The sequence below is a fragment of the Rhodococcus sp. As11 genome (genome assembly GCF_048957735.1).
GTDB lineage: Bacteria > Actinomycetota > Actinomycetes > Mycobacteriales > Mycobacteriaceae > Rhodococcus > Rhodococcus gordoniae.
Window position 1 is genome coordinate 71,514 of the sequence record NZ_JARDJE010000010.1, and the last position, 17,215, is coordinate 88,728.

Here is a 17,215-nt window from a genome sequence, read left to right on the forward strand (position 1 = left end):
ATCCTTCGAATCGTCTGTGACACGAGTATCCGTGTCGTCCGGTAGTGATGTGTACCACCTGTGCGTCCCACGTTCTTACCAAACCCCGACGACGCGCGACAGACCTACGTCGGCCACTAGAGTTCGAGGCACCGTGAGGACAATGGGATCGAGCACGGAACACGACCGGTACACCTACTTGGGAGCCCTCATGACCAGCGACAGCGGCGCAGGTATCAGCCGCCTACAGTTCGGTGCCGGAACCTTCTCCGGCCCCGTCGACCCGCAGGGCCGCACCATCATCGCGGACGCCGTGGTCGCCAAGATCGCGGGACTCGCGACCCGCGAGATCAGCGGCGTGATCGAAGTGGGCGCCGGTACCGCCCGCGTGGTGGGCGCGTTGCGCGATCGCATCCCCGGTGCGCGCATCAACCACGGGCAGGGTGTGGCCGTCGAGGTCGGCGAACGCCAGGCCGCCATCGACATCGGCATCGTCGCCGAATACGGCGTGGCGCTGCACGAACTCGCCGTCGCCATCCGGCACAACGTCATCGCGGCCGTCGAGCGCATGACCGGCCTCGAGGTCACCGAGGTCAACATCACGGTCTTCGACGTCATGCTCCACGACGAGGCCGCAGCCCTCACCGACGACGTCAAACCCCGCGTGCAGTGAATCCGGGGTCCGCAGCGCAGGCGCACACGGCCGACCTGGTCGCGGACGCCGCGCTGTCCGTTCCCGGCGTCGTGGGCCTGCACCGCGGCGCATTCGGGGAGGTCGCGACTTATCTCCCCGGGCGACGTGTCGAGGGTGTGCGGCTCACGGATCAGGTCTGCGCGGTGCACATCGTCGTGCGGATCCCCGCCGATCTCCCGGCCGTCGCCGACACCGTCCGCGTCCGGGTGTCCCCGCTGGTGACGGTGCCCGTCCAGGTGACGATCGAAGACGTCCACGCCGGTGAACGAGAAGGAGCACAATCGTGAACCACACCCCCGTCAGCAACACCGTCGTAGGACTCCTCGCCGGGCTGCTTCTCGCCCTCGCCGGGATCATCGGCGGGTTCAGCGGTCTGCTGTTCGCCGTGCTGCTCGGCGCGCTCGGTGCCGCGATCGGCGCCCACCGCGACGGCCACCTCGACCTCGGCGCCCTGCTGAGGAGCCGGGGCCGTGGCTGACCCCAGCACGCCCGATCTCGGTACATCACCGGACACCGTGCCCGTGGATACCGCTTCCGGGACCGGGACGGTCCCTTCGGGCGAGCGCGGCAGCCTCGTCGTCAAGGACCGCGCGATCGAACGGATCGCCGCGGCCGCCGCGCTCGGCGTCCCCGGAGTGGTGCGGCACAGCGGGGGTGGCATCCTCCGTCTCACCGGCCGCGATCTGCCCCGGGCGGACGTCACCACCGGCGCGAGGGCGGTCGCGGTGAATCTCTACATCGCAGCCGAATGGCCGTACGACGCGGCGATGCTCACCCGCCGGGTCCACGACGCGGTCGAACGTCAGCTGCGCGAACTGACGGGTCTGCGCGTCAGCGAACTCAACGTGCTCATCGTCGCCACGGCGCTCGTCGAGGACGGGGAGACCGACGAGTCGCAACCACCCGTCGAATACCTGGAATCGGACATCGTCGCCGCGCGGACCACTCCGCACCCCGACCTCCCCATGGTCGCTCCCCTGCCGCCGCTGGCGTCGCCCGCGGCAGCACCGGCCGCCGCGATCGTCGCGATCGCGGCGCTCGCGCTGGCGTTCGTCGCCGCCCGGGAACTGCTCATCGTCAACGGGACGTATGCCGGTGCTCCGTGGCTGCGCAACTCCTTCGAATGGTTCGGCCGCCTGCACTGGCACACCTGGCTCGCCCCTGTCGCCGGTATCTGCCTCGTCCTCGGGATCGTCCTGATCGTCGTCGCCCTCAAACCCCGACGGCGCACCCATGTTCCGCTGCAGGTCGCCGGTGCGGTACCCACGGTGTGGATGCGGCGCACCGACGTCGCCCGCATGTGCAGCGCGCACGCCTCCGCCCTCACCGGGGTACGCACCGCCCGCACCGTCGTCGATCGTCGCCGTGCCGTGGTTCGTATCGCGATCGAGGACGAGACCCCGGTCGCCGAGATCACCGCATCCGTGCGCGGCGCGGTCGCCCCGAACCTCGCGGCGCTCGCCGACCCCGTCGAACTCGTCGTGGAGGTGGCGCGGTGAAACTCCGTACCGTGCTGGCCAATCGGCTCGTCACCTTCGCGGCGGGACTCGCCCTCGCGGGCGCCGGCGCGTTCGCCCTGGCGTGGGTGTGGCAGGTTCCCCTCGCCCGCGAACAACTCTCGCGGCTCGACCGTCCCCGGGTGACCGACGTTCCGGACCAGTCGTGGTGGACGCCGGCGCTGTGGTCGGTCTTCGCGGGCGGTCTCGTGCTCGGAATCGCGCTGCTCGCCGTCAACCTGTCGCGACGGCGCACGTCGACCGTGCAGCTCTACGACCAGGTCACCGACGCCACTCTCGGCGTGGAACTCGGCCCCGTCGCCGACGGGGTGGCGGCCGAACTCGCGGCCCTGCCCGGAGTGCGGGCAGCGCGCGGGCGAGCGGTCGTCGAACGCCACCTGCCGACGCTCTCGGTGGTGGTCCACGCCGACCCGACCATCGACGTCACCGAACTGACGGAAGCCGCCGAGGATGCCGCCCAGCGGGTCGCGCGGGCTCTCGGTGGGGCGCACGTGGCGACGCAGGTCCTGGTGCATCTCGACCCGGCTGTAGACGTCCACTGACTCCCTGCAGCCCGGGGCCCCTCAGCTTCGGGCCGCGTCCACGAGGTCGTGCTCGACGCGGTAGTCCACGCGCATCCGGTCCATCGCCACGTCGCGCACCGTGTAGGCCCGCTGCGTGGTGCGTTCGAGATCCGGGTAGCGGAGTTCCTCGACGCGGTTGGCGAGCGCGAGCAGCGGCCCGACGCGTCCGAGGACGTACTTGAGCGGGCTGTCGGGGATGTGCAGGGCGTCGGCGTCGGCGTCGCCGATGAACACCCGCTGCAGCGAGTGCATCACAGTGCGGGCGACCGGCGTCCGGATCGATGCGGCGCCGGGAAGCAGGTTCGCCAGCTCGGGGACGAGATACTGCTCGGTCAGTGCGGTGACGAACTCCCGGTCCTCGTCGCTGGGTCCGGGCGAGGTGAGCCGGTACAGGTCCTCGACCGCGATGTGGTCGCGTTCGGTGCGCAGGCCCAGTTCCTCGCCCATCCCGATCACGTGCCCGACATATCGCCACAGGTGGTAGATGTCGTCGAGTTCGCGGTCGGTGAAGCGCACCCCGAGGATCTGCATCGCTTCGACCGCGATGTGCCCGAACTCGGCCATCGTCAACGCCATGTAGGACTGCGGGATCGGCACTCCCCAGGCGTCCTCGTCCCACACTCCGCTCGCGAGGATGCCCTTGCGCACGTGGGCGTGGATCAGGCGCACCCGCACCGTGAACGCGAATCCGCCTCCGTCGCGGCGCATTCCACCGCGAGTGAGGACGTGCCGTAACCACTCCCCGACTTCGACCGACCGCACGGCCGGCCGACTCGCATAGCGACCCGTCAGTGCGAGCGGCTTTCCGGCGATGAAGTTCCCGGCACCGCGCAGCAGCGACGCGGCACCGAGCACCATGCCGAGGGTCGGCGTGTGCCGCACGAGCGCGTCGGCGGCGTTGTCGATGCGGTTGTGATCGACCCATGCGGGTTCGTCGTCGAGGAAGGCGAACAGCTCTCGCAGGGATTCGGGTGCGCCGGGGACCGCGTCGACGCCGTCGGCGAGCGCGACGCGCACGGCGGCCGTCGCCGACGTCGAGCCGAAGTCGTCGTTCACCACCGCGTCGGCCAGGGGGTCTGCCTGCCACATGCCGTCGAGCCAGCGCTCGCCCAGATCGGCGTATCGGCGCACAGCAAGGTCGGTGTTGACGAGATCACGAGGGATACGTCGCTCCATGCATCCATGGAAACACGAGAATTCCTCACTTACTATTCACTTTTCATGAGCTCCCCGCGCGGCAGCAGAGCCGCAGGCACAGCACCTCGACGGCGTCCCGTACAGCAGCGGAGTCACGACACCCGCAAGTTGCTCCTCACGTCTGCGTACGAGTTGCTCGAGCGCAGCCCCACCGGGCGGATCAGCACTACGGCACTCGCCGAGCACGCCCACGTGAGTATCGGGACGGTCTACCGGTACTTCCCCGACGTCGACGCCGTGCTCGACGAACTCCGCATGACCGCCGTCCACGCGATCACGACCTCGCTGTCCACCGCCATCGGGCGGGCGATGGACCAGGAACCGGAGGAGGCCATGGTGACCGTCGTGGAAAACCTCACCGCCGCGTTCGAGAAACACGCCGCGGTGCTCCGGGTGTCGTACACCTCGGAGGAGATCGAGTTCGGGCTCGCGTGGGCCGAGGTCGAAGGTCCGCTGCGACCACTGGGACGCATCATTCCGGCACGACTGCGACCCGATCTCGACGACGCGGCACTCGACGATCTCGTGTTCATCGTGATGGGAGCGACGGCGAGCCTGTGCTCACGGATCGCGCTCCTACGCCCTCGGAGAGCCGATCGGACCCGGATGGTCGCGGTGACGGCGCGGATGCTCCTCGCCGCGATCGAGAGCGCCTGACGCACGTCGCCTCGACCGGGAGAGCGCTGTGCGCCGCCTACCGATCGTGTCGTCCGCTGTGATCCTCACCCTCGCCTCCGCCTGTGGCAGCGACACCGCCGACGAATCACCGGCCGCCGGAACGTCCGGAGCGACAGCATACGTGGGATGAAGGAGATCGTCGGCTGGTCGCCTTCGGTCCGGAAACGCCGAACGGCGCCACGCGTCGGAGCAGAAACGCCGAACGGCGCCCACCCCGGAGGGTGGACGCCGTTCGAGCGTCAGCGAGAACTAGCTCACTTGATGATCTTCGTGACGCGACCGGCGCCGACGGTGCGGCCACCCTCGCGGATCGCGAAGCGGAGGCCCTCGTCCATGGCGACCGGCTGGATCAGCTTGACGGACATCTCGGTGTTGTCACCGGGCATGACCATCTCGGTGCCCTCGGGGAGGGTCACAACGCCCGTCACGTCCGTGGTACGGAAGTAGAACTGCGGACGGTAGTTGTTGAAGAACGGCGTGTGGCGGCCGCCCTCCTCCTTGTTGAGGATGTAGGCCTGGCCCTCGAACTCCGTGTGGGGAGTCGTGGTGCCCGGCTTGACGACGACCTGGCCGCGCTCGACGTCCTCGCGCTTGATGCCGCGGACGAGGAGACCGACGTTGTCGCCGGCCTGGCCCTGGTCGAGCAGCTTGCGGAACATCTCGATGCCGGTGACCGTGGTCTTGGTCGAATCGGGGCGGATGCCGACGATCTCGACCTCTTCGTTGACGTTGATCACGCCACGCTCGATACGGCCGGTGACGACGGTGCCACGACCCGTGATGGTGAAGACGTCCTCGACGGGCATGAGGAACGGCTTCTCGGTCTCACGGACCGGGTCCGGGATGGAGTCGTCGACGGCCTGCATGAGGTCGACGATCGACTGAACCCACTTCTCGTCACCCTCGAGAGCCTTGAGAGCGGAGATCGGGACGACCGGAGCGTTCTCGTCGAACTCCTGCGAGGCGAGGAGCTCGCGCACCTCCATCTCGACGAGCTCGAGGATTTCCTCGTCGTCGACCATGTCGGCCTTGTTCAGGGCGACGAGGATGTAGGGAACGCCGACCTGGCGGGCGAGCAGCACGTGCTCGCGCGTCTGCGGCATCGGGCCGTCGGTGGCGGCCACGACCAGGATCGCACCGTCCATCTGGGCGGCACCGGTGATCATGTTCTTGATGTAGTCCGCGTGACCCGGGGCGTCGACGTGCGCGTAGTGGCGCTTCTCGGTCTGGTACTCGACGTGGGAGATGTTGATCGTGATACCACGAGCCTTCTCCTCAGGTGCCTTGTCGATCTGATCGAAAGCGAAGCTCTCGTTCAGGTCGGGGTACTTGTCGGCAAGCACCTTGGTGATCGCAGCCGTGGTGGTGGTCTTGCCGTGGTCGACGTGACCGATGGTGCCGATGTTCACGTGCGGCTTGGTCCGCTCGAACTTCGCCTTCGCCACTGGATGTCCTCCTGGACTGTTGTTGCTTGCAGTATGCAGCAGTGCGGTTTGTATTACTTGGTCGTGCAGGTGACCGAGGGATAACCCGAAGGCTACTCTCCGGTCGCCTTGGCGATGATTTCCTTCGAGACGTTCGAGGGAACCTCTGCGTAGGAATCGAACACCATGGAGAAGTTCGCGCGGCCCTGGGTCTTCGACCGAAGGTCGCCGATGTAACCGAACATCTCCGAGAGCGGAACCAGCGCCTTCACGACACGGGCACCACTGCGTTCCTCCATGGCCTGGATCTGGCCACGGCGGGAGTTCAGGTCGCCGATCACTTCACCCATGTAGTCCTCGGGCGTGGTGACCTCGACGGCCATGAGGGGCTCGAGGATCACCGGGGCGGCCTTGCGGGCCGCTTCCTTCAGTGCCTGCGAGCCGGCGATCTTGAACGCCATCTCGGACGAGTCGACGTCGTGGTACGCACCGTCGAGGAGGGTGACCTTCAGGTTCACCAGCGGGTAGCCGGCGAGCACGCCGTACTGCATGGCGTCCTGGGCACCCGCGTCGACCGACGGGATGTACTCGCGCGGGATGCGACCGCCGGTGACCTTGTTCTCGAACTCGTAGGTCGCGCCGTCCTCGCCGACGAACGGCGAGAGGCCGATGATGACCTTTGCGAACTGGCCCGAGCCACCGGTCTGCTTCTTGTGCGTGAACTCGAGCTTCTCGACCGGCTTGGTGATCGTCTCGCGGTACGCGACCTGCGGCTTGCCGACGTTGGCCTCGACCTTGAACTCGCGACGCATGCGGTCGACGAGGATGTCGAGGTGGAGCTCACCCATGCCGCCGATGACGGTCTGGCCGGTCTCGTCGTCGAGTTCGACGGAGAAGGTCGGGTCCTCTTCGGCGAGCTTCTGGATGGCCGTCGACAGCTTCTCCTGGTCGGCCTTCGACTTCGGCTCGATGGAGACCTGGATGACCGGGTCCGGGAAGGTCATGGACTCGAGCACGATCGGGGCGTCCTGCGCGCACAGGGTGTCGCCGGTCGTGGTGTCCTTCAGGCCGATCATCGCGTAGATGTGGCCGGCCACGGCCTCGTCGACCGGGTTCTCCTTGTTGGCGTGCATCTGGAACAGCTTGCCGATGCGCTCCTTCTTGCCCTTGGTCGAGTTGAGCACCTGGGTGCCCGAGTCGATCCGGCCGGAGTACACGCGGACGAAGGTCAGCTTGCCGAAGAAGGGGTGCGCGGCGATCTTGAAAGCGAGCGCGGAGAACGGCTCGTCCTTCGAGGGCTTACGACGCAACTCTTCTTCTTCGTTACCGACCTGGTGGCCGATGACCTCACCGATGTCGAGCGGGTTCGGCAGGTAGTCGATGACCGCGTCGAGCATGGGCTGGATGCCCTTGTTCTTGAACGCGGTGCCGCACAGCACCGGGTAGAGCTCGGAAGCGATGGTGAGCTTGCGGATCGCGCCCTTGATCTCGGCGACGGTCAGCTCTTCGCCACCGAAGTACTTCTCCATGAGCTCTTCGTCGGACTCGGCGACCGTCTCGAGCAGCTTCTCGCGGTACTCGGCAGCCTTGTCGGCGAGCTCCGCCGGGATCTCCTCGACCGTGGCCGCGGTGCCGATCTCGGTGGTGCCGCGCCAGGTGAGCGCCTTCATCTCGACGAGGTCGACGACACCGTCGAAGTTCTCCTCGGCGCCGATCGGGATCTGCAGGACGAGCGGCTTCGCACCGAGACGATCGATGATCGTCTGCACGGTGAAGAAGAAGTCCGCGCCCATCTTGTCCATCTTGTTGACGAAGCAGATGCGCGGCACGTCGTACTTGGCCGCCTGCCGCCAGACCTGCTCGGACTGGGGCTCGACACCCTCCTTGCCGTCGAACACGGCGACCGCGCCGTCGAGCACGCGCAGCGACCGCTCGACCTCGACCGTGAAGTCGACGTGGCCGGGGGTGTCGATGATGTTGATCTGGTTCTTGTTCCAGAAGCAGGTCACGGCTGCGGAGGTGATGGTGATACCCCGCTCCTTCTCCTGCTCCATCCAGTCGGTGGTCGAGGCACCGTCGTGGGTCTCACCGATCTTGTAGTTGACACCGGTGTAGAAGAGGATGCGCTCGGTGGTGGTGGTCTTGCCGGCATCGATGTGCGCCATGATGCCGATGTTGCGGACCTTGTTCAGGTCGGTCAGCACTTCCTGTGCCACAGGTAACCCCGCTCGTAGCTCGTGTCGGTCCTTGGGTGCGGACCACATGTTCTTGTGTTGTCAGCCGGCCTTTACGGGACCGACACAGTTGTGCGAGCAGCCGGCCGGGAGGTCCGTGATGACGGGCCTCCCGGCCGGCGTCGACTCACCAGCGGTAGTGCGCGAACGCCTTGTTGGCTTCAGCCATCTTGTGCGTGTCCTCGCGGCGCTTCACGGATGCGCCGAGGCCGTTGCTCGCGTCGAGGAGCTCGTTGGCGAGCCGCTCGACCATGGTCTTCTCGCGACGCTGACGCGAGAAGGTCACCAGCCAGCGCAGCGCGAGGGTGGTGGAACGACCGGGACGAACCTCGACCGGCACCTGGTAGGTGGCGCCACCGACGCGACGGCTGCGAACCTCGAGGGCGGGCTTGACGTTGTCGAGCGCGCGCTTGAGGGTGACGACCGGATCGGTGCCGGTCTTCTCGCGTGCCTGCTCGAGCGCCTGGTAGACGATGCGCTCGGCGGTGGACTTCTTGCCGTCCAGCAGGATCTTGTTGACCAGCTGGGTGACCAGCGGCGATCCGTAGACCGGATCGGCGATCAGCGGACGCTTGGGAGCGGGACCCTTACGTGGCATCAGCCCTTCTCCTTCTTCGCTCCGTAGCGGCTGCGGGCCTGCTTGCGGTTCTTGACACCCTGGGTGTCGAGCGAGCCGCGGATGATCTTGTAGCGCACACCCGGGAGGTCCTTCACACGACCGCCACGCACGAGCACCATCGAGTGCTCCTGGAGGTTGTGGCCCTCACCGGGGATGTAGGCGGTGACCTCGACCTGGGAGGTCAGACGCACACGGGCGACCTTCCGGAGAGCCGAGTTCGGCTTCTTCGGGGTGGTGGTGTACACGCGAGTGCACACGCCGCGACGCTGGGGGCTGCCCTTGAGCGCCGCGCTCTTGACCTTGGCGGCCTTGTCGCGGCGGCCCTTACGGACCAGCTGATTGATGGTTGGCATTAACCGGCTTTCTTCGTTGTCTGAAGCTGCTCCCACGAGCAACCTCGGCTGTTCTGAAATTAGGGATCCATCGGTTGGGGCAAGAAAGCTGCTGCCCCTCACTCGCCCCTCGTGTGCACACGAGGTCGGGTGTGTCGCGTACCCCCACACAGGCAGCCGGGGGCTCGTTCCTGCAGATATCTACAGACCACGCGCACGGCACTACCTCGCATAGGCACACAGACCGGCCCGGGCATGCCGGACACGACCCACAACGATACCCGGCGGGCGCGCATGAGGTCAAAGCGAGGAGCGCACACCCTCCCGAGGATCCGCACACACCGTCAACTGCTGAGGTTCAGTGTGAGCCGAGCCAACGTAGCAGCAGCTTCGCAGGGGTCCACTCCTCCGGAGGTGTACTGCACCCACCAGCCGAAGATGCCGGTCGTCGACGCCCCCGAACTGACCCCGCACGACAGCGGATCGCCGGGCCGGCGCATCTGCAGGGCCCGACGACCTTCGACGGTCGTGTTCTCGACCTCGTATCCGAGCCCCTCACCGGCGGCGCGTTCGTGATCGAGGGAACCGGTCTCGAACCAGTTGAAGGTGATCTTCACGACTCCGGTGGGTCCTTCACCGTCCCATCGGCAGATCGCGCCGAAGAATCCTCGCAGGACGTAATCCGCTCCCACGGCTTCGGCGATCTTCTCGTCGGCGACCGCGTCGCACTCGGTGAGCAGCCGCGTGAACTCGGCACCCGCGCCGCCGCCGATCCCCTCCGGGACGGCTCGCCCGTCGACGGTGCGCGTGCACCCGGTGAGCAGGGCACCGGTGGCGAGGGCCGCCGTGAGCGCGGCGCCCCACCGGCGTGTGCGTCCCGCGATCACTTCTGCACCCTTTCCACGCTCGTGGTCGCGAGATCGCGGGCGACGACACACGCGTCGGCGACGGGCGTGAGGTTCGAGTACGACACCGACCAGTGGACGAAATCGCCACCGAACTCCACGCCGATCTCGCACAGCGTGGTCTGTCCCAGCTCGTTCTGGTACGACCCCATGAATCCGGCCCGTCCCCCGATCTCGACGTCGGCCGCGGGCCGGCCGATGAGATCGGAACCGGCACGTTCGCGTCCGATGGGACTTCCCCGGTACCAGGAGAAGCTCACACTGGGACCGCCGACGTAGACCTCCCATTCGCAGCCCACCGAGTTGCGCGTCACCGTCGCGAACGTTCCGAGACCGAAGGCCGCGGCCACCTCGTCGTCGGACATCGCGCCGCACTCGTCGAACAACGGGCCGGGGTCGGTCACGGACGCGGTCGGCGAGGTCTCGGCCTGCCCGGCGTCGCCGGAGTCCCCGCACGCGACGACACCGAGACCGATGAGACCGGCCGTCGCCACGGCAGCCGCCGTCCTTCCGATACGCGGGAGAGGCATGGCGGGAAGACTACCGAGCCGGACCCTCCCGCGTGCGGCGACTCGAGGACTCCCGCAGCACCTCGTCGAGCTGCGCGGCCCAGTGCCGGACGATCTCACGCCGGCGGGCCGAGTCGTCCGTCAACACATCGGCCAGGCCGAGGCCGCGCGCGAGATCCAGTGTCGCCTGGACCATCCGGTGCACCACCGGGTCGGTGTCGTCGGCGGCGAGTTGCTCGACGGCCACCGCGTGCGAGACGCGTCCGAACTTCTCCTCGAGCGGCAGGAGCCTCTCGCGCAACGCCGGGTCGGCCGCCGCGGCCGTCCATACCTGCAGGGCCGCCTCGAACATGCTGCCGGTGCACTGGTCGACGATGCGCTCGACCACCGCCTCCGTGCGGCCGACGCCCGCGGGTACGTCGAACGGCTCCGTGCGGACCCGTTCGATGCGGCTGTCGAACATGAACTCGAGCGACGCGGTGATGAGATCCTCCCGGGTCGGGAAGTGGTGCTGGGTGGCCCCGCGCGACACCCCCGCCCGCTCCGCGACCACCCCCACTGTGGTTGCGGCCCAACCTGATTCGGCGAGGCAGTCGATCGTCGCTTCGAGCAGCCGCCGCCGCGTGGCGCGGCTGCGGTCCTGCTTCGGTTCTCGCCTCATCGGGCCTCCTCACCTGTCTGTCCCGTCAGGAATGATCTTTCGCCGAGCGGGTATTCGTGCGACCCCGGAACAGTACGCAAAGCTCATCATCCGTACACTCGTATAACAGGTCGGGGCGAAAGGGGGAGCACCACGTGGCGACCATCGTCAGGCGCGAGGACTACTTCGACGCCGCCCTGGCCATCCTGGCCACCAACGACCATGCCGGACTCAAGCAGGCACGCTTGTGCAGTCATCTCGAAGTGACGACCGGCTCGTTCTACAACTACTTCGAGAGCTGGGCGCAGTTCAAGACGGAGTTCCTGCAGCACTGGCTCGACAGCCAGACACTCCAGCACACCGCGGCGGCGCGCCTCGAGGGTTCCCTGCCCCGGCGGCTCCGGTTGCTCATCGACCTCGCGTGCGGCCTGCCCCACTCCGCCGAATCCGCCCTCCGCGGCTGGTCGCACAGCGATTCGGGAGTCCACGAGGTGCAGAGCAAGGTCGACGAGCTGCGCTACGCGGTGGTGGCCGAAGCGGTGGCCCAGTACATCGGTTCGAGGGAAGAGGCGGATCGGTTCGCGCGGTTGGCCCTGTACACCCTCGTCGGCTACCAGCAGACCGTGCCCCTGCAGGACGTGAGCTCGTTGCGGTGGTCGCTCGGCTACCTGCTGCGGACGCTGCTCCCACCGGACGAAGCAGACCGCCTCTTCTCCTCGAATTCCGTCTAGTACGACTTCGGCAGACCCAGTGAGTGCTGGGCCACGAAGTTGAGGATCATCTCCCGGCTGACCGGCGCCACGCGAGCGATGCGCGCGGCGCCGAGCATCGCCGCGAGTCCGTACTCCCGGGTCAGCCCGGCACCACCGTGCGTCTGGATCGCCTGATCCAGCGCGGCGATCGCGGCCTCCCCCGCGGCGTACTTGGCCATGTTCGCGGCCTCCGCGGCCCCGAGATCGTCGCCGTTGTCGTAGAGGACGGCGGCCTTCTGCATCATGAGCTTCGCGAGTTCGAGCTCGATCTTGCGCTGCGCCAAGGGGTGGGCGATGCCCTGGTGCGCGCCGATGGGTTGCTTCCAGACGGTGCGGTCGTCGGCATAGCGCACCGCGGCGTCGAGGGCGTACCGCCCCATGCCCACCGCCATCGCCGCACCCATGATCCGCTCGGGATTCAGGCCGGAGAACAGCTGCATGAGCGCGGCCTCGGGTTCACCGACGAGTGCGTCGGCGGGAAGCCGCACATCGTCGAGGAAGAGGGAGAACTGGTAGTCCGGCTCGAGGATGTCCATCTCCATCGGTGTCCTCGTGAAGCCCGCGGCGTCGGTAGGCACGATGAACAGGGCCGGGCGGAGCTTTCCGGTCTTCGCGTCCTCTGTACGGGACACCACGAGCACGGCGTCGGCCTGGTCGACCCCGGAGATGTACACCTTGCTGCCGGAGAGGATCCAGTCGTCACCGTCGCGACGAGCGATCGTGGTGATGTTGTGCGAGTTGGATCCGGCGTCGGCCTCGGTGATACCGAACGCCATGATGCGTGAGCCGTCGGCGAGTCCGGGCAGCCACTGCTGCTTCTGGGCGGCGGTGCCGTACTTGGAGATGATGGTGCCGCAGATGGCCGGCGAGACCACGACGAGCAGCAGTCCCGCCCCCTTGGCCGACAACTCCTCCTGCACCAGCGCGAGCTCGTAGATGCCGGCACCGCCTCCTCCGTACTCCTCCGGAAGATTCACACCGAGGAAGCCGAGCTTGGATGCCTCGGCCCACAATTCGGTGAGCGGCTCGTGGGCGCGCGACTTGGGGAGCACGTAGTCCACGTAGTTGTAGCGTGCGGCCAGAGCCGCCACCGCAGCGCGCAGTTCCTTCTGCTCGTCGGTCTCGATGATGCTCAAGGGAATGCCTTCCGGTCGTGTCGGGACACGCGCCGTGGTCGGTCGCGTGAGGGAACAGGTGGGTCAGGCGCCGTAACCCAGCCGCTTGGCGGCGAGTTCGGTGAGGATCTCGGTGGTGCCGCCACCGATGCCGAGGATGCGCATGTCCCGGTACTGCCGTTCGACCTCGGATTCGGCCATGTACCCGAGGCCGCCGAAGAGCTGCACGGCCTGGTGGGCGACCCATTCGCCGGCCTCGACCGAGGTGTTCTTGGCGAAGCACACCTCGGCGATCAGGTCGGTCTCACCGGCCACGGCCCGTTCGGTGACGTGCCGGGTGTAGACACGCGCGACGTCGATGCGACGCGCCATGTCGGACAGCGTGCGCTGCACGGCCTGTCGGGTGATCAGCGGCCGGCCGAAGGTTTCGCGGTCGCGGCACCACTCGATCGTCAGGTCCAGGCACCGCTGCGCACCCGAATAGGCCTGTGCGGCCAGAGCTATCCGCTCGGAGACGAAACCCTGTGCGATCTGCCAGAATCCGGTGTTCTCCGTGCCGACGAGGTTGGCGGCCGGGACGCGGACGTCGGCGAACGACAACTCGGCGGTGTCCGAGGCACGCCAGCCCATCTTGTCGAGCTTGCGCGAGACGGTGAAACCCGGTGTGCCCTTCTCGATCACGAGGAGCGAGACTCCCCCGGCCCCGGGCCCGCCGGTACGGACCGCGGTGACCACGAAATCGGCGCGGCACCCGGAGGTGATGTAGGTCTTGGCCCCGTTGACGACGTAGTGGTCACCGTCGCGCACCGCGGTGGTCGTCAGATGGCCGACATCCGAACCGCCGCCCGGTTCGGTGATCGCGAGGGACCCGACGAGTTCACCTGCGAGGGTGGGTCGTACCCACCTGTCGATCTGCTCGGGGTCGCCCGCCGCGATGAGGTGCGGTAGCGCGATACCGCACGTGAACAGCGACGCGAACGCACCACCCGACGCGCCCGCTTCGTGGAATGCCTCGCAGACGGTCAGCGTGTCGGCGCCGTCGCCGCCGGAACCGCCGACCTCCTCGGGGAAGCCGGCACCGAGCAGGCCGATCTTCGCGGCCTCGGCGTGCAGTTCGCGGGGCAGTTCGCCGGCGCGCTCCCAGTCGTCGAGGTGGGGCAGGATCTCGCGCTTCACGAAACCGGTGACGGTTTCGCGCAGGGCGAGACGCTCGGGGGTGGTCCACATGTTCACGGTGTCTCCGAACTCACGTTGTCTCCGAGGGTGTTCCGGCAGTCGGGATCGACCTCAGGAGGTCGACGAGGTGGGTGCGCGCCCGGGGCCGGGGGCGCCGGCGAAGGCCTGTGCGAGACCGAGCCACTCCTCGGCGTCCGGGCCGTCGGCGACGAGAGCGGTGTCGTCGCGGTGGACGCGTTGGGTGACGAGCAGGCAGAAGTCGAGGGCCGGGCCGGTGACCGACTGCGTCGCATCGTCCGGTCCCCATTCCCAGCTCCCACCGTCCGGACTGGTGAGTACCACGCGGAACGGCTCGGCCGGGGGCGTCCGGTCGCGGATGACGTACGCGAAATCGCGCGTCCGCACACCCAGGTGCGCGATGTTCTTCAGACGCGCGGTGGGAGCGCGTGTGACGCCGAGGGTGTCCGCGACGTCTCCCCCGTGCGCCCAGGTCTCCATCAGTCGCGCCGTCGCCATCGAGGCAGGCGACATCGGCGGGCCGAACCACAGGATCTTCGTTCCGCGCGGCACCCCGGCGAGGGCGTCCCCGAGTTCGCGGCGAGTGTCGCGCCAGTCGGCGAGCAACTCCGCGGACGGCCTGCCCGCCTGCTCCTCGGCACCCACGTCGACGAACCCCAGCGGGTCGCCGAACGCCGCTTCGACCGTCTTCACGAAGGCGTCCGGGTCGCGGACGGCGGTGAGCGCCGCCCGGTCGGTCCACAGCAGATGGCCGATCTGGTGGGCGATGGTCCACCCGGCCGCGGGCGTGGGCAGTGTCCAGCTCTCCTCGGGCAGAGTCGCGACGAGCGCGTCGAGATCGTCGCCCTCCGCGCGCAGATCGTCGAGCACCGTGTGCAGATCGGACATGAGGCAAGCGTCACACGTCGCCCCTCCGAAATCAAGCACTTGTGATTGTTTTGGGACCGGCGCGCTCCTCGAACCCGTCGGACAGACTGACGGAATGGCCGACGACCACCGCACACGCACCGTCGCGCCTGTCGTCGCGGTCCTCACCGCGGTGCTGTCGATGCAGTTCGGGGCAGCGCTCGCCGCAACGCTGTTCGATCGGGTGGGCGCCCTCGGCACCGTGACCCTGCGCCTCCTCTTCGCAGCCGTCGTCCTCTGCGTGATCACGCGTCCTCGGCTACGGACGTGGAGGCCGGAACAATGGCGGGCGGTGGTGACACTGGGCGCGAGTCTCGCGCTCATGAACACGGCGTTCTACGGCGCGTTGACCCGGCTTCCCCTCGCCGCGACCGTCACCATCGAGTTCCTCGGCCCACTCGGACTGGCCGCATTCCTGTCCCGGCGCGTCCGGGACGCGCTGTGGGTGGTGCTCGCGCTGACCGGGGTGGTCCTGCTCGGCGTCGGTGACGGTGCCGGGCTGTCCACCGGACTCGATCCGGTCGGGGTCGCCTTCGCGCTGGTCGCCGCATCCGGTTGGGCCTGGTACATCGTGGCGGGATCCCGTGTGGCGACGACCCTGCCCGGGTCGGCCGGCACGGCCGGCGCCACGGCGATCGCCGCCGTCGTCGTCCTGCCGTTCGGCGCGGCGACGGCCGGCACGGAACTCCTCCGGCCCGACCTCGTACTCGCGGGTCTCGCCGTGGCGCTGCTGTCGTCGGCGATCCCGTACACCCTCGAGATCCGCGCACTACGCGACCTGTCGAAGGAAGTGTTCGCGATCCTCATCGCGCTCGAACCCGCCGCCGCGGCGCTCGCAGGGGTCGTGGTGCTCGGACAGCTCGTCGAACCCCTCGCCCTCGTGGGCATCGCGCTCGTCGTGATCGCCGGCATCGGCGCGCTGCGCACCTCGCGAACGTGACGTGGGCCTGCCCGGTACGCGTGGTCAGCGGATGCGCGTGATCATGCGGACCAGCTCCCCCGCGGGGCCGGGCAGGGCGCGCGGCGGCCGCCACACCGCGCGGAGCACCCGTTGCAGGTCGAGTCCGTCCACCGCGACCGCGACCAGACGGCCGGAGTCCAGATACTCCTCCACCGCAAGGGTGCTGAGCACGGCCGGTCCGGTACCGCCGAGCACACTGGTGCGGACCGCGGCGCCGCTCCCGAGCTCGAGCAGTGGTGGGGCCCGGTCGTACTCCTGCAGTGCGAGGTCGAGGGTGCGGCGCGTTCCGGATCCCTCCTCACGGACGACCAGTGGTGTCGCGGCGAGTTCGGTCACCGCGAGCGGGCGCCGTCGCCGTGCCCAGGGATGCCCCGGTGGGACGACCACGACGAGGCGGTCGCGTGCCACCGCGACGCTGTGCAGTCCGTCGGGGACGGTGGGTCCTTCGACGAAACCGACGTCGCATCCGCCCTCGGCGACGACATCGCAGACCCGCAGGGAGTTGTGGACCTGCAACTGGATCTGGACGTCGTGGCGGATCGCGCGAAAGGCGCCGAGCCATCGTGGGATGAGGTGCTCGGCGACCGTCATGGACGCCGCGACGACCAGTTCGGGCTGCTGCGCGACGCGCAATGCCGCAGCGGCGTCGAGCAGGCGTTCCGCATCGGCCAGGACTGCCCGCGCCCAGTGCGCGACCACCGTGCCCTCGGGGGTGAGCACCGAGCCCGTCCGTCCCCGCCGCACGAGGACCGCCCCGAGTTGCCGCTCGAGCCGCCGCAGCATGCGGGTCGCGTTGGGCTGGGCGAGACCGGCGGCGCGGGCGGCAGCGCCGAGCCCGCCCCGATCGTCGACCCCGACGAGCAGTTCCAGAGCAACGAGATCCGGCCAGGTGGTCATGCCCGAACGATATGCCTTTCCTTCTTCTCATATCCGATCGATATGACTTCATGCTCGATCGACGGCTGGCGCGGACACCGCGGCGACGGAAGAGTCGAG

20 protein-coding genes are annotated in these 17,215 nt (G+C 68.2%); 8 read left to right on the forward strand and 12 right to left on the reverse strand.

What is annotated here, in order from left to right:
* Positions 1-190 precede the first annotated feature (190 nt).
* From PV766_RS14860 to PV766_RS14880, 5 genes are read left to right on the forward strand one after another with little or no spacing between them, the layout of a single operon-like run.
* Positions 191-652 carry an Asp23/Gls24 family envelope stress response protein gene (locus PV766_RS14860; protein WP_026002842.1) on the forward strand — a complete coding sequence of 154 codons (462 nt, stop codon included), beginning with the start codon at positions 191-193 and terminating at the stop codon, positions 650-652.
* On the forward strand, positions 649-960 hold the full coding sequence (locus tag PV766_RS14865) for a hypothetical protein (RefSeq protein WP_064062553.1): 312 nt from the start codon (positions 649-651) through the stop codon (positions 958-960). The genes PV766_RS14860 and PV766_RS14865 overlap by 4 nt, the downstream gene beginning before the upstream one ends.
* Positions 957-1,151, forward strand: coding sequence for a hypothetical protein (locus tag PV766_RS14870; protein ID WP_006552248.1), 195 nt, complete (start codon positions 957-959; stop codon positions 1,149-1,151). The genes PV766_RS14865 and PV766_RS14870 overlap by 4 nt, the downstream gene beginning before the upstream one ends.
* Complete coding sequence (locus PV766_RS14875; RefSeq protein WP_064062554.1) at positions 1,144-2,172, forward strand: Asp23/Gls24 family envelope stress response protein; 1,029 nt, start codon at positions 1,144-1,146, stop codon at positions 2,170-2,172. Before PV766_RS14870 ends, PV766_RS14875 begins: the two co-directional genes overlap by 8 nt.
* Positions 2,169-2,732 (forward strand): hypothetical protein, encoded by a 564-nt coding sequence (locus PV766_RS14880; protein WP_064062555.1) that lies wholly within the window; start codon positions 2,169-2,171, stop codon positions 2,730-2,732. Before PV766_RS14875 ends, PV766_RS14880 begins: the two co-directional genes overlap by 4 nt.
* A gap of 21 nt (positions 2,733-2,753) precedes the next feature.
* Here PV766_RS14880 and PV766_RS14885 read toward each other — a convergent pair whose 3' ends face one another.
* Positions 2,754-3,929: an oxygenase MpaB family protein gene (locus tag PV766_RS14885; protein WP_421097302.1), complete on the reverse strand. Its 1,176-nt coding sequence runs from the start codon at positions 3,927-3,929 to the stop codon at positions 2,754-2,756.
* A gap of 45 nt (positions 3,930-3,974) precedes the next feature.
* On the opposite strand from PV766_RS14885, the gene PV766_RS14890 reads away from it, so the two are divergent.
* Positions 3,975-4,607, forward strand: a complete 633-nt coding sequence (locus tag PV766_RS14890) for a TetR/AcrR family transcriptional regulator (RefSeq protein ID WP_421097303.1) — start codon at positions 3,975-3,977, stop codon at positions 4,605-4,607.
* A 275-nt stretch (positions 4,608-4,882) separates the two neighbouring features.
* Here the strand turns inward: PV766_RS14890 and tuf are convergent, their stop codons facing one another.
* From tuf to PV766_RS14925, 7 genes are all read right to left on the reverse strand, one after another.
* Complete coding sequence (gene tuf / locus PV766_RS14895) at positions 4,883-6,073, reverse strand: elongation factor Tu (protein WP_016932148.1); 1,191 nt, start codon at positions 6,071-6,073, stop codon at positions 4,883-4,885.
* Positions 6,074-6,165: 92 nt separating this feature from the next.
* Positions 6,166-8,268 (reverse strand): elongation factor G, encoded by a 2,103-nt coding sequence (fusA, locus tag PV766_RS14900; RefSeq protein WP_016932149.1) that lies wholly within the window; start codon positions 8,266-8,268, stop codon positions 6,166-6,168.
* 145 nt (positions 8,269-8,413) lie between these two features.
* Complete coding sequence (gene rpsG, locus PV766_RS14905; RefSeq protein WP_006552257.1) at positions 8,414-8,884, reverse strand: 30S ribosomal protein S7; 471 nt, start codon at positions 8,882-8,884, stop codon at positions 8,414-8,416.
* A complete protein-coding gene (rpsL, locus tag PV766_RS14910) occupies positions 8,884-9,258 on the reverse strand; it encodes a 30S ribosomal protein S12 (protein ID WP_006552258.1) in 375 nt (124 codons plus the stop codon). The genes rpsG and rpsL overlap by 1 nt, the downstream gene beginning before the upstream one ends.
* A 323-nt stretch (positions 9,259-9,581) precedes the next feature.
* Positions 9,582-10,121: a DUF3558 domain-containing protein gene (locus PV766_RS14915; protein WP_026002843.1), complete on the reverse strand. Its 540-nt coding sequence runs from the start codon at positions 10,119-10,121 to the stop codon at positions 9,582-9,584.
* Positions 10,121-10,672 (reverse strand): DUF3558 domain-containing protein, encoded by a 552-nt coding sequence (locus PV766_RS14920; RefSeq protein ID WP_371053381.1) that lies wholly within the window; start codon positions 10,670-10,672, stop codon positions 10,121-10,123. The genes PV766_RS14915 and PV766_RS14920 overlap by 1 nt, the downstream gene beginning before the upstream one ends.
* A gap of 10 nt (positions 10,673-10,682) precedes the next feature.
* Positions 10,683-11,312, reverse strand: a complete 630-nt coding sequence (locus PV766_RS14925; RefSeq protein WP_115311493.1) for a TetR/AcrR family transcriptional regulator — start codon at positions 11,310-11,312, stop codon at positions 10,683-10,685.
* Between the two features lie 134 nt (positions 11,313-11,446).
* Between PV766_RS14925 and PV766_RS14930 the strand changes: the two genes are divergently transcribed.
* Positions 11,447-12,022 carry a TetR/AcrR family transcriptional regulator gene (locus PV766_RS14930; RefSeq protein WP_016932153.1) on the forward strand — a complete coding sequence of 192 codons (576 nt, stop codon included), beginning with the start codon at positions 11,447-11,449 and terminating at the stop codon, positions 12,020-12,022.
* Here PV766_RS14930 and PV766_RS14935 read toward each other — a convergent pair.
* From PV766_RS14935 to PV766_RS14945, 3 genes are all read right to left on the reverse strand, one after another.
* Complete coding sequence (locus PV766_RS14935; protein WP_129977336.1) at positions 12,019-13,179, reverse strand: acyl-CoA dehydrogenase family protein; 1,161 nt, start codon at positions 13,177-13,179, stop codon at positions 12,019-12,021. The two genes, PV766_RS14930 and PV766_RS14935, sit on opposite strands and share 4 nt — an antisense overlap.
* 63 nt (positions 13,180-13,242) lie before the next feature.
* Positions 13,243-14,391: an acyl-CoA dehydrogenase family protein gene (locus PV766_RS14940; RefSeq protein WP_129977338.1), complete on the reverse strand. Its 1,149-nt coding sequence runs from the start codon at positions 14,389-14,391 to the stop codon at positions 13,243-13,245.
* A 54-nt stretch (positions 14,392-14,445) separates the two neighbouring features.
* Entirely contained in the window at positions 14,446-15,240 is a 795-nt protein-coding gene (locus tag PV766_RS14945) for a TIGR03084 family metal-binding protein (protein WP_129977339.1), read from the reverse strand.
* A gap of 94 nt (positions 15,241-15,334) precedes the next feature.
* Here PV766_RS14945 and PV766_RS14950 point away from each other — a divergent pair, with 94 nt between their 5' ends.
* On the forward strand, positions 15,335-16,198 hold the full coding sequence (locus tag PV766_RS14950) for an EamA family transporter (RefSeq protein ID WP_129977341.1): 864 nt from the start codon (positions 15,335-15,337) through the stop codon (positions 16,196-16,198).
* A 24-nt stretch (positions 16,199-16,222) separates the two neighbouring features.
* Here the strand turns inward: PV766_RS14950 and PV766_RS14955 are convergent, their stop codons facing one another.
* The gene (locus tag PV766_RS14955; RefSeq protein WP_421097304.1) at positions 16,223-17,116 is read right to left on the reverse strand and encodes a LysR family transcriptional regulator; all 894 of its coding nucleotides are present in this window, start codon (positions 17,114-17,116) and stop codon (positions 16,223-16,225) included.
* Between the last annotated feature and the right edge of the window lie 99 nt (positions 17,117-17,215).